The sequence below is a fragment of the Legionella worsleiensis genome (genome assembly GCF_001467535.1).
Classification (GTDB): Bacteria; Pseudomonadota; Gammaproteobacteria; order Legionellales; family Legionellaceae; genus Legionella; species Legionella worsleiensis.
Window position 1 is genome coordinate 15,610 of sequence record NZ_LNZC01000001.1, and the last position, 12,786, is coordinate 28,395.

Genomic DNA, 12,786 nt, shown 5'->3' on the forward strand with positions numbered 1-12,786 from the left:
GTTATTATGAGCTACGATGATGCTATGGATAATCACGCTACTGTGGAAAAGGAATGTATTGGTAAAGGAGCGCATGCGGTGGTTCGTTTGAGCCATGCAACCCTGTCAAGACCTGTTCCCCCTCACCGACCTCCAAGCCGTTCTGGAAGCCAATTTTTTATGAATCAATCCAAAATTGAGACCAGTGACGAGTATTTAGATTTCAGTCAAAGTGGTATAGATCTCATTAAAAAAACTTTGGAAAAAGCAATACAACATTATGATGCCCACATTACCAATGGGGAATATCCTCGCCATAAATCAGGTTGGTTTACTGGCTGGCGGCATGATTCAGAAGGAGTAGAAAAAGCTAAAAATTTGATTGAACAAATAAAACCACTTGATTCTTATGAACTAATTTTTGTTTATTTGTCTCATTTTTTTTTGGATGAAAAAACCCGTTACAACAATCACTCTTTTTCCTGTTATTTACTGGATGAACTGAATCGTCTCCTGAAACATAAGCCTGCAGGTACTGCTTCTTATGATAAATTTTCCTGGGGCAATATTGCTGGAGAATTGAAAAAATTATGTTTTGACACGCCAAGACCAAGCAGTTCCGTTTCTGCGTTATCACCTGCTGAATTGATTTAGGTTACGAATTGCAGAAAGTGGTGTTAAATCGACTTTAACGCTTATTCTCCTGCCTCGATGCATTGATTGTCAGCATTTTGCTGACAGGCATCCGAGCAGGCAATATCATTGGATTTTTCGCACTGGTTCATACAGGCTTGCATTGTTTGTTGCACGCAAAGCTCCTGATCTTCCAGTTGCGAAGCAACAGCAGCCTGGGTCGTTATAAAACTTAACAGCACAAGTATCCCAATACAGTGTTTTGCCATGATCAAATTTTCCTTGCGAAGTATACTTTAAATTTAGCACATAAAATAAACAACAGAATTAGTTGCGGCTTTGTTACTTTGCTAAAGTGTTATTTTAAGTCTAATATTAAGTCATATTGGTGGATTTATAGCATGGAGGTTGGTGATGCGATTCTTTTTTTGTGGCATTGTGTCACTGTTTTTAGTATTTGTTTCCCCAACTTACGCAATACTCTTGTCACATCCATCCTCTCCAGTGCCTGAGTGTAATCAAAGTTACGAAAATGCTCATGAACCTAAAGTGTTATCTCAGATCTTTTCTGAACTGTATGATATTTGTGTAAGAAAAGGAGGGATTCGAGTAAATACCCAATACATTCGTTCGGGAAACTCCAGTGAACCTTATGATGTCATTTTAAATTGCATAGGCGAGAAGCCCTCTGACTACGTGCTGTTTACTTGTACCTACGGTACATTTAAAGATTGATGGAGATAGGGTAATGGGCGTCATCTTACAGATTGTGTTCAGTTTAATTTTATTCCTGGGTAGTCTTTCTGCTTTTGCTCTTTCCCCTGTTCATGCCCATAAAATAGAGGTTACAGGTTATCCCATACACTTGGAAAACCCCCGATCTACTTATCTTGTTCCGAATTATTTTGAGACCGGTAATGGCGCTAATTTTGTTACTTTAGATAATCAAAAACATGTGTGTTATCTTAAACCACAACCAGAATTGAGCGCTTTAGATAATAAAATTATTGCTGTTGAGGTTAAAGGGTCACTGCTCTACTGGACTTGTTATGAATTTGATACCAATTATTTTATCATTAAACCATAATCCCCTAATGCAATAACATCATCAATGTGACTCTCCTGGAGCAAAGATTAGCATTAATGCGCTAAGCCTCTTGGAGGGATTTGCCAGCAATACTTTTAATCTGATTGTAGATTGCAGGTAATACAAAGAGAGTAAAAATGGTGCCAAGACACAAACCACCGATCAACACAGTACCTATAGCATGACGTGATTCAGCTCCGGCATCGTGGGACAATACCAGAGGTATTGCTCCAAAAACCATGGCTCCTGTGGTCATTAAAATAGGTCTTAATCGTAATACCGCTGCTGTTTGAATGGCCTTCGCAAATGACAGTCCCTCTTGTTGTAGGGTATTGGCAAATTCCACCATTAAAATTCCGTGTTTGCTGATTAAGCCGATAAGGGTAATCAAGCCTACCTGGGTATAGATATTTAATGATTGACCAGATAAATAGGTGCAAAGCAATGCGCCTGAACAGGCCAAAGGCACGGTAACCAAGATAATCAAAGGATCGGTAAAATTTTGAAATTGCGTTGCTAATATGGCGTAAATAAATGCCAAGGATAAACATAACAAAAACAACATGGCATGAGAGGACTCAGAAAAGGCTTTAGCTGCCTCAGTCCAGGTGAGTTTGTAATGTTGTGGCAGTTGATTTTTTACTATGTCCCATAACTGATGCATGTTTTTTTCCATTGAATCTTTTTTAGTTAATCCTACCCTTAAGGTTGTTGAACGCATTTGTTGATAATGTTCCAGTGATGCGGGTTGCGCTTTGGCGTTCATTTGCGTAATTGCCCCAAGAGAAATACGTTTACCTTCAGGGTTTGTGACATAAAGTTCATTAAGCGTCCATGGAGACCTACTGCCTTGAATGGTCAGATTATAGAGCACCCCGTTTTTCTCAAAATTGAGTGATTTGTCGCCACTAAAAAAGATTTCAATTGTTTTGGCAATCTGACTCGGCGTCAGCCCCAGCTTGGCGATTTGATTGTGATTCAGTTCAATAGAATAACCTAAGGTGTCCAAACGCAGATTATAACTGGTGTTCTCAAAAAGTTGGCTAGCGTCTAAAGTTGCTTTAAGCTTTTCCATGTGTTCAAAAAGTTCTTTGTAGCTGTCTGTACTGGAAATGACCAAGCTCAATTGTGTGCCTTTTCCTGCATTATCAATACCGGGCAACCCCGTATCCCAGCTCCATACGTGTGGATCTGTGGAGGGGAAACGATTAAAAGAAGGCTTAAGTGCCTCTACAATTTGAGCATCGGAGCGTTTTCTTTGCGCATGAGGTTTTAAAGGAAGAATAACCGTAGCTCCCCAGCTTCCCATAAAAGTCAGTTTGTTATCTGATTCGGGAAGTTCATTGATGGTTTGTTCAATTTTAGTTATTTTTTCATCCAGTTGATCAATGTTTTCACCAGGAACAAAAGGCGTATAAACACCAATCAAGCCACGATCTTCTTTAGGTGCTGTTTCATGACCAATAAGCTGATACATGATGACACTGGTCAATAAGGATAATAAAGCAAATAAAAGAGTCAGTTTTTGATGTTTGAAAACACAGTTCAAGCTTTGGGCGTAATAGTGTGTCAGGCGTTCCAGCGCATGATCTACCTGCGGAAACCAGTTACTGGAATCACTCTTTAAAAAATGAGCGCACATTAAAGGGGAGAGGGTCAACGCAACGATTCCTGAAATGAACACGCTGCCTGCTAATGCAACTGCAAATTCAATAAAGAGTTGCCCTAACATACCTTCCATAAACGCAACAGGCAGATACACACTTGCAAGAGTAAAGGTCATTGCAACTATTGCAAATCCTATCTCTTTTGCGCCTTTTAAAGCAGCGGCACCGGGCGATAATCCCTGCTCAATATGCCGCCAGATATTTTCCAGTACGATAATGGCATCATCCACGACTAATCCAATAGCCAGTACCATGGCCAGCAGGGTCATTAAATTTAAAGAAAAGCCAAATAATTTGAGGAATAATAAAGAACCAAGGAGTGAAATAGGGATAGTTACTAAAGGAATAATCGTTGCCCTGATGTTTCTTAAAAATAAAAAAACTATGACTAAAACCAAAAAAACGGCTTCTGTGATGGACGAATGGATGTTTTTTATTGATGCATTAATGAAATCGGATTGATCAATAATCACTTGTGCTTTGATGTCATCAGGTAATGTCTTCTGTAATGCAGCAAGGGATAAACGAACGTGTTTGGAAACTTCAACCGGGTTTGCATCATTTGCTCTGTCAATGGCCAATATCAAACCAGCATGTCCATTCACTCTAACACGTGTCTGCGTTTTATCCGTTTCCAGTGCAACCCGAGCAATAGATTTTAAAAAAACGGGATGATGATTTGTTGTTTTGATGAGCAGATTTTCATAGTCTTCTTTGCTTTTGAGCTCTGACTCTAGGGTGCTGGGTATTTTATTTTGATAATTTCCTGCAGGCAGTGAAATGCGGCTTTTGGCCAAGGCATTAACGACTTCGTCGGCATTAACACCAAAGGAGAAAAGCTTATCGGGTTCAAGGCTTATGGTGTAGGTGTAGGGTTGACCATAAACATCTACCGATGCTACTCCTGGCACGCTACGAAAGGCATTTTTCAGATTAAGATTGGCATAATGGGTCAACTCCCCAAAATCACGAAAAGAAGATTCCAGAGCTACGCCTATAAAAGGAAGTCCTGAGGATTTTATTTTGCGTTCTACATATGGAGATTTTACTTCTACGGGTAAAAATGATTTGACCTGATTGACGACATCTTGGGTGGCGCTCAAGGCTTTATCCATTGCCGTTCCTGCACGAAACAGCAACGTAATCTGGGCGTTGCCCGCTGAAGATTGTGATGTGATGGCGTCCAGGCCCTCAATGCCAGCCAGTTTGTCTTCAAGGATATTGGTTACCGAAGTTTCTATTAAATCGGGGCTAGCATTAGGATATGACGCATAAACGTTAATGGTTGGAACGCTAATATCAGGGTATTCGCGCACGGATAAAGTATACAAACACAGAATACCCAAAACAACAATCAAGCTATTTAGGATGATGGCCGAGACGGGATGTTTGATGAAATAGTCGGTTAGTTTCATAGATGATCAGCCCAGCTGGTTTTTAGTGGGTGGCGTGTAGATGTCTACAGTCATATCAGGATAAAGACGGTCTTGTCCTTTAATAACCAACTGCTGACCTTTTTCTAATCCTTCGGTTACTTCAATGCTATTTTCTTGTTCCAGACCGGTTTTTATGGGCACAAGAACAACTTTATTATTTTTTACGATGTAAACAAAAGGTTGGCTGTTTCTTAGAAACAAAGCGTTTTTGGGGACGACTAAGGTATTGTGTTTTTGTGCGATGATCAATTCAACCTCAACGGTTGCACCCAAGAGGCATTTATCACAACGAATATCTACGTCGGCAGGGCACATATGAGTTGTTTCATCAATCATTTTCTGGATGTGGGATAAAGGATATTTTTTGCCAAGAATGCGGACTGTCTGCCCTTCGTTAATATCGCTGAGATTAGTGCAAGGAATATCAAAATCTACAACCAAAGAGCCTGGATCGTAAATGGATACCACTGCTTCTCCAGTGGTGACCTCAGCGCCTTCTCGTTTTTTATAGGCGCCAATGACGCCATCAAAAGGAGCATAGAACCGCAGATTATCCCTTTCGATTTTTGCCCTGGATAACTCTTTTTGCGCATTTAGCCAGGCTTGTTTTTTTTCTTCAACTTCTCTGGGGCTGACAATGCCTTTTGGGATGAGAGGAGCGTATCGTTCCAATTGTGTTTTGGCCAAGGTTGCCGCACTGACAGAAAGATGTAGATTTTTTTCCAGATCGGGGTTGTCTATTTTGGCGATTAACGCCCCTTTTTTTATTCTCTGACCGGTGGGCACGACTTCATCGAGCATTCCACTTCCTTTGGCAAACAAGGTGGTTGTGTGTTTGGGATGAACGGTTCCTAAAAGACGAATGGTCTGGTTTAGCGTTTGTGTTGTTACCGTTTCTACTTCAACCACTTTATTAGGCGGCAGTTGTGGGAGCTTATTGGCGTTAAAAAGCCATTTTCCTATAAAAAATAAAAGACTGGTAATAACGAGGGCAAGCAATGTTATGTTCCGATGATGTTTTGATTGCCATAGGTTTTTAATCAATGAGACGTTCAACATTTTATTTCCGTTATTTTAGATGAACTTGATTTGAGGCCGGCACAATACCATAGTTTGGCGTGTAATTTAATCATTATTTGATTTTTCCTAACCTTCCCAAGGGATATAGTTAGAGTTACTGTTTATTCTTTAGTTTATCGTTTTCTGATATGGGCAAGTACATGATAGTATGAAATGATATACAGACGAATGCATGGTTGATTGCATCGAGTGATGGATTCATGGCGAAGGACAGGGAATGCGTATTTTTTTTTATATCACACTGAGTGTATTGAGTCTTGTGTCTCAGAGTATTGGTGCAAATACTGCTCTCACTTTTCAACGTGCTCTTGCTTTAGCCTATCAAAATAATCCTGAATTACAAGCCGAGCTGGATAAAGCGAATGCAATGAAAGGGATGTTTATGCAAAGTAAACTGTACCCCAATCCACAATTGGCGTTTACAGCGGAAAATATAGGCGGGTCAGGGCAATATTCCGGTTATGAGTCCGCCGAAACTACCATAGCCCTTACTCAGCCCATTCCATTGGGACACCGATTACAGTATTTACAAAAAATGACCTATGCCGATTATCAGACTTCTTTGGCACGAATTAAACTGAATAAATTCCAGCTGTTTAATGCGGTGGGCACGGCTTATATTGATGCTTTGTATGCTGACCAATGGCATAGAGTGACTAAAAAACTGGTGAAGGTTAATGTGGATATTGTTTCTGCCATTCAGCGGCGTGTCGATGCCGGTGCGGGCGGTGTGCTTGATTTGCGCCTGGCGCAGGTGCGCCTGGGTGAAGCACGAATTCAAAAAATGAAGGCAGAACGTGATGCGTTGATGTTGCGGGCCAGATTAGCCCGCTTTTTAGGGGGCAAATTACGAGTAGATAATCAGCTTACGGATGAGGGATTGAAACACACACGATGGACTTGGCCAAAACTTCTTAAAAAAATCGCCAACAGCCCATTATTAATCGAAAAACATCGTGTCGTGCAGGCGAAACGTGCTGCAATTGTGTCAGCCAAAAAAGACGTGTGGCCCGATTTGAACATCCAGTTGGGGGGACGTCATTTTTCAGATGATGGCAGTAATGCGGCAGTTGTCTCAGCCTATTCACAAGTACCTGTTTATAATCGGAATCAGGGCACTATTTATGCTGCACAAGCCCAATATACTCAAGCATTGCACGAGCTGAAGGGGGCGCAACTTGAGGTAAGGCAAAATCTTTACGCTGCTTATTTACAGGCAGAACAGGGTCTTTTTGAGACTAATCTGGTTACGGAGTCGTTGTTGCCCTTGGCTCGTCAATCACTGCAGGTTGCCAGAGATGGATACCAAATGGGGCGCTATACTTACATTGAATTAAGCACGGCGTTGAGTACATTGTTTGATGAAGAGCGTCATTATCAGCAGGCACATGCAGAATATCATAAGGCGTTATTGACTGTAGCTGGACTTTTAGGGATTAACGTGTATTAAGGAAAAATAATTGAACAGATTATCAAGGCCGATTTATTGGATTAAAGGGATTCTTCTGCTGATGATGCTGGGTTCTGCATGGGCAGGCGGTGTGGAGGCGGGCAAGGGCAAGCATGGCGGCCGTTTATTGGTAAAGGATAATGTTGTTTTAGAGTTATCCATTTTTGAGCAAGGAATGCCGCCTCATTTTCGTGCCTATATTGTTCGGGATGGCGTTCCTGTCCCCCCGCAACAATGTCAATTAAACATACAATTGACCCGATTTAATAAAGCGATTGACGTGTTTACCTTTGAACCTATAGACGATTTTTTAGAAAGCGAACAAATCGTTAAAGAGCCACATTCTTTTGATGTGCAGGTTGTTTTAACCTGTCAGGACAAAAAGTATCATTGGAATTATGAGAGTTATGAGGGACGAGTTAAAATTGTGCCGGCACTGCTTAAAGCCGCTAATATTAACAGTGTTCAAGCAACAGGCGCAACCATTGAAAAACAATTGAAGGTCGTGGGTAAAATTGTGCTGAACAGGGATACCATGGCGCCTGTATACCCTCGCTATTCAGGTATTATTAAATCGCTCACTAAAAATCTGGGTGATGAAGTCGCTAAAGGTGAATTATTAGTCATTATTGAAAGTAATGAAAGTTTACAAAATTACTCCATTCCCGCCCCTATATCGGGTACCGTCGTGCAAAAATATGCCACTACTGGTGAGTTGGCCAAGGGAGATAAACCCATTTACGATATTGCAGATTTGGCTCATGTTTGGGCAGATTTAACGCTCTATCGCAAAGATGCTCCTTTGGTGAGGCAAGGAATGAAGGTTGTTGTAACCGGGGATGAAGGGAAACCACAATCACAAAGTACCATCAGTTATATTTCCCCTTTAGGGATTGAAGACAGTCAAACCATATTGGCCAGGGCGGTATTATCCAACACAGAACGTCTTTGGCTTCCGGGAATGTATGTCAATGCAACGATTATCATTAGCAAAAAAACAGTTCCAGTTGCCGTACCTCATTCGGCCTTACAGCGTATGCAGGGCAGAGATGTAGTGTTTGTGCAACAGGGCGATTTTTTTGAAGCAACACCGGTTGTTCGTGGCGAGGAAGATGAGTTTTGGGTAGAAATAAAATCAGGTCTTGAATCCGGACAGTATTATGTTCGTGATAACAGTTTCTATCTCAAGGCAGAAATTGGTAAGGAAGGTGCAGTTCATGATCATTAAGGAGTCATAATGCTGGAACGCATTGTTCATCTTTCCCTGAAACATCGTTGGCTGGTTATGTTATTCACCTTAGCCATAGCCATGTTGGGAGTTTATCTCTTTCAACGTCTTCCTATTGATGCAGTTCCAGATATTACCAATGTTCAGGTGCAAATTAATACTGAGGCTAAAGGTTATACCCCTCTTGAAGTGGAGCAACGCATTACTTTTCCTGTTGAAGTGGCCATGAGCGGGCTTCCCAATCTGGATTATACTCGTTCTTTATCCCGTTACGGACTGTCGCAAGTGACGGTAGTTTTTAAAGACGGTACGGATATTTACTTTGCCCGACAGCTCATTAACGAGCGATTACAAGAAGTAAAAGGCAAATTGCCTCTCGAGGCAGAAACCAAACTAGGCCCCATCTCTACCGGATTGGGTGAAATTTTCATGTATACCGTAAATAACAAGCCTGGCTTGCCACTAAACCTGCAACACAGTTCTACAGAATTGCGAACCATACAGGACTGGATCATTAGACCCCAATTACGAAATGTTCCAGGTGTTGCTGAGGTGAACACGGTCGGTGGTTTTACAAAACAGATTCACATTACACCAGATCCTGAAAAGCTGGCACGTTATCACTTGGGTTTTAAGGAGTTGATTTCAGCACTGGATAGAAATAATGCCAATATTGGCGCAGGGTACATAGAGCGAAATGGGGAACAATACCTCATTCGGGTACCTGGACAGGTACATAATCTGGACGATATTAACACTATAGTCATCGCCAGTTTTGAAGGCACGCCCGTTCGTGTAGGTGATGTTGCCGAAGTGCAGGTTGGCAAGGAGTTACGAACTGGCGCAGCAACGCAGGATGCTAAAGAGGTCGTTCTGGGCACGGTGTTTATGTTGATGGGAGAAAACAGCAGGACGGTGGCGCAGCGTGTAGCAAAACAGTTGGCCTATATTAATACTTCGCTGCCTGATGGAGTAGAAGCTCTTCCGGTTTATGATCGAACGACTCTGGTGAATGCAACAATAAATACAGTAAAAAATAATTTGCTCGAAGGTGCATTGCTGGTTTGTGTCGTTTTATTTTTATTCCTGGGCAACATAAGAGCTGCACTGATTACGGCTATGGTGATTCCCTTATCGATGTTATTAACCATTAGCGGTATGGTCAGTAATAAAATCAGCGCCAATTTAATGAGTCTTGGCGCTCTTGATTTTGGCTTAATTGTTGATGGAGCAGTGATCATCGTGGAAAATTGTTTAAAACACTTGGGGCATGCTCAGCAACAACGTCAACGAGTGCTTGATATGGATGAACGTCTGCAAGTGATTGCTGAGGCCACTACGGAAGTCATCAGGCCGAGTATTTTTGGTGTGTTTATTATCACTGTCGTTTATTTACCCATCCTTACCTTGACTGGCGTTGAAGGTAAAATGTTTTTACCTATGGCAGAAACGGTGATTATCGCATTGTTGGCTTCTATGGTCTTTGCGCTAACTTTTATTCCCGCAGCTATAGCTATTTTTCTCAGCGGCAGGGTAAGAGAAAAAGACAATATTTTGGTGCGTTATCTTACCATGGGCTATGAAAAAATTTTGGTGATTTGTATTCGTGAGCGAGTGAGGGTGCTGATATCTGCTTTAATTTTGGTGGTCTTGAGTCTATTGGTCTCTTTTCATTTGGGTGGCGAATTTATTCCAAGTCTCGATGAGGGGGATATTGCCATGCACGCCATGCGTATCCCTGGCACAGGCCTTGAGCAAGCCATCACCATGCAGCATCTTGTTGAAGAACGAATTAACCAGATTCCTGAGGTAAAACGGGTGTTTTCCAAGATAGGAACAGCTGAAATCGCCAACGACCCCATGCCCCCAAATGTTGCGGATACTTTTATTATCATGAAATCACGTAATCTTTGGCCCAACCCAAAGAAAACCAAGCAACAACTGGTTCAGGAAATTGAACACGCTGTGCAGCAAATTCCGGGTAACAATTACGAGTTTACCCAACCCATTCAAATGCGTTTCAATGAACTGATTTCCGGGGTGCGCAGTGATGTCGCAGTGAAAATTTTTGGTGATGATATGAATACCTTGACCGGAATTGCTGAATCCATTAGCAAACAGTTAAAAGACATACCCGGTGCTGCAGATATTAAAATAGAGCAAGTGGATGGTTTGCCTCTTTTTACTATCGCAATTAATCGCAACGCTCTATCACGTTATGGATTACAGATTGCAGACGTGCAAGATGCGATTGCTATTGCTATTGGGGGTAAAAAAGGAGGAGAGCTGTTTGAAGGCGACAAACGATTTGATTTGATTGTTCGCCTCCCGGAACCATTAAGAACCGACCCACAGGTATTGCGTTGGATACTTATTCCTTTACCTCTCGCCAAAGATGGTGAGCGTCATTTTATTCCACTGAGTGAAGTGGCTGCATTGATTCGCAGTGAAAGTCCTAATCAAATCAGCCGTGAAAATGGTAAACGTCGAGTAGTAGTGAGTATGAATGTTAGGGATAGAGATTTAAGTTCATTTGTTAATGAAGCTAAATTACGAGTAGCACAAAGGATTAAAATACCCAGTGGTTACTGGATTTCTTGGGGAGGCCAATTTGAGCAGATGGAATCAGCATCCCAAAGATTGGCTGTAGTAATCCCTATCACTTTGTTGATCATCTATTTTCTTTTGTTCATGAGTTTTGGCAACTCCAGAGATGCGTTACTCGTTTATTCCGGTATTCCATTGGCGCTAACAGGGGGAGTATTTGCTTTATTATTACGAGGAATACCCTTATCTATTTCTGCCGGGGTAGGTTTTATTGCGCTATCCGGCGTGGCGGTATTAAATGGCCAGGTCATGATTACATTTATCAATAAGTTACGTGAACAAAGTCATCTTGGTTTGCAGACCGCAATCATCCAGGGATCCATTGCTCGATTGCGTCCTGTATTGATGACCGCCATGGTTGCGTCACTTGGATTTGTACCTATGGCTTTAGCGACAGGAACGGGAGCCGAAGTGCAAAGACCTCTGGCTACTGTCGTAATCGGTGGAATTATTTCTTCAACCTGCCTGACCCTGTTGGTCTTGCCTGGATTGTATTATTTATTTCATCAAAATAAAAATAATGACTGATGTACTGCCATTCACTCAGATAATTCTTCGCTAGTTTTATCGAGTTGATCGCTTGGGCGGCTGAGAAAGGATTGGTTCTTAAATTGCCAATATGATCGCTGGGGGCGGAAGGGCATGAGTAGTAAATTAACGAGGGTATTGTCAGAGGGATTCAGGTATGCTGGAACTCCTATGGTAATGGAATTTTGATAAACATTACCTTTTAGGGTGTTGTGAATTTTGTCCCAAAAAGAAAATACTACGCCATAATTTCTATTGGTTTCGTCCATATAACTCGAATGATGAATGCCGTGCATGCGTGGCGTCACTATAATTTTATTAAGTATACGCTCCAGTTTCAGGGAAAGGTGAGTATTGCTGTGTTGGAAATAGGTGCTGGCTTGAAAAATAAATTCATAAGTAATGAAGATTAGGGGATCTATGCCAATAATGGCTATCTGAATTAACCTGAATACGCTGGAGTACGCAATTTCAATGACATGAAATCGCATGGAGGTGGTCACATCCAAATCAGGATCGGCATGATGCACGTTATGAAATCGCCATAATAAGGGGATTTCATGATTAAGTCTGTGCCAGTAATAAAAGGTGAGATCCATGAGCATAAACCCCACTAACCATTGAAACAGGCTGTGAGCAGGAAGCAAGGACAGTAATCCATAGCCGTGTAGTTGGTTGAAGTTGATTGTGAATTGCGCCACCGGAACAACAACTGTTTTTGCAGTAAAATAAACCATAATCGAGAGGGTAAAATTAATAATCCAGCGATTCATTAATCGTCTGACAGGTTTTCTCAACGGATTTTTGTATTCAATCAACAGCAAAAAAACGTAAATTATGGCCAGCGACAACGCACTGAACAATTGAAATTTAGGGATATCACTTAAAGAAATCATATCCATGTCCCTTGGTAATGTATTAAGTGCTGGCAGATTAGCACGGTACCAATAGGTATATAAACCGGTTTTTATATTTTAATAAGTGCCAACCGGAATGACCGTTCATGCGACAACGCACAATAGTGAGTTGTTCCCTTTTTTAAGGTTATTATCCGATAAGCGCATTCAGTGCTTTGCATCTTTATTCGTAAC

Annotated in this window: 10 protein-coding genes; 6 read left to right on the forward strand and 4 right to left on the reverse strand. The window is 41.5% G+C overall.

Features of this window, described 5'->3' with window-relative positions; translation table 11 throughout:
• The first annotated feature begins 6 nt into the window (after positions 1–6).
• The gene (locus Lwor_RS00060; protein ID WP_058491577.1) at positions 7–633 is read left to right on the forward strand and encodes a hypothetical protein; all 627 of its coding nucleotides are present in this window, start codon (positions 7–9) and stop codon (positions 631–633) included.
• A gap of 41 nt (positions 634–674) precedes the next feature.
• Here the strand turns inward: Lwor_RS00060 and Lwor_RS00065 are convergent, their stop codons facing one another.
• Entirely contained in the window at positions 675–881 is a 207-nt protein-coding gene (locus Lwor_RS00065) for a hypothetical protein (RefSeq protein ID WP_058491579.1), read from the reverse strand.
• 145 nt (positions 882–1,026) lie between these two features.
• On the opposite strand from Lwor_RS00065, the gene Lwor_RS00070 reads away from it, so the two are divergent.
• Together Lwor_RS00070 and Lwor_RS00075 are read left to right on the forward strand one after the other, a co-directional pair.
• The gene (locus Lwor_RS00070) at positions 1,027–1,347 is read left to right on the forward strand and encodes a hypothetical protein (RefSeq protein ID WP_058491581.1); all 321 of its coding nucleotides are present in this window, start codon (positions 1,027–1,029) and stop codon (positions 1,345–1,347) included.
• 13 nt (positions 1,348–1,360) lie between these two features.
• Positions 1,361–1,699, forward strand: coding sequence for a hypothetical protein (locus tag Lwor_RS00075; protein WP_058491583.1), 339 nt, complete (start codon positions 1,361–1,363; stop codon positions 1,697–1,699).
• Between the two features lie 61 nt (positions 1,700–1,760).
• On the opposite strand, the gene lpeB is transcribed toward Lwor_RS00075, so the two are convergent.
• Together lpeB and Lwor_RS00085 are read right to left on the reverse strand one after the other, a co-directional pair.
• Positions 1,761–4,781: a multidrug efflux RND transporter permease subunit LpeB gene (lpeB, locus tag Lwor_RS00080; protein WP_058491585.1), complete on the reverse strand. Its 3,021-nt coding sequence runs from the start codon at positions 4,779–4,781 to the stop codon at positions 1,761–1,763.
• A gap of 6 nt (positions 4,782–4,787) precedes the next feature.
• On the reverse strand, positions 4,788–5,861 hold the full coding sequence (locus Lwor_RS00085) for an efflux RND transporter periplasmic adaptor subunit (protein WP_058491587.1): 1,074 nt from the start codon (positions 5,859–5,861) through the stop codon (positions 4,788–4,790).
• Between the two features lie 238 nt (positions 5,862–6,099).
• Between Lwor_RS00085 and Lwor_RS00090 the strand changes: the two genes are divergently transcribed.
• The 3 genes from Lwor_RS00090 (at position 6,100) to Lwor_RS00100 (ending at position 11,695) form a co-directional block, all read left to right on the forward strand.
• Positions 6,100–7,332 carry a TolC family protein gene (locus Lwor_RS00090; RefSeq protein ID WP_058491589.1) on the forward strand — a complete coding sequence of 411 codons (1,233 nt, stop codon included), beginning with the start codon at positions 6,100–6,102 and terminating at the stop codon, positions 7,330–7,332.
• Between the two features lie 61 nt (positions 7,333–7,393).
• Positions 7,394–8,560 carry an efflux RND transporter periplasmic adaptor subunit gene (locus tag Lwor_RS00095; RefSeq protein ID WP_058491689.1) on the forward strand — a complete coding sequence of 389 codons (1,167 nt, stop codon included), beginning with the start codon at positions 7,394–7,396 and terminating at the stop codon, positions 8,558–8,560.
• Between the two features lie 9 nt (positions 8,561–8,569).
• Positions 8,570–11,695: an efflux RND transporter permease subunit gene (locus Lwor_RS00100; protein ID WP_058491591.1), complete on the forward strand. Its 3,126-nt coding sequence runs from the start codon at positions 8,570–8,572 to the stop codon at positions 11,693–11,695.
• Positions 11,696–11,706: 11 nt separating this feature from the next.
• Here Lwor_RS00100 and Lwor_RS00105 read toward each other — a convergent pair whose 3' ends face one another.
• Positions 11,707–12,591, reverse strand: coding sequence for a sterol desaturase family protein (locus Lwor_RS00105; protein WP_058491593.1), 885 nt, complete (start codon positions 12,589–12,591; stop codon positions 11,707–11,709).
• Positions 12,592–12,786: the final 195 nt, after the last annotated feature.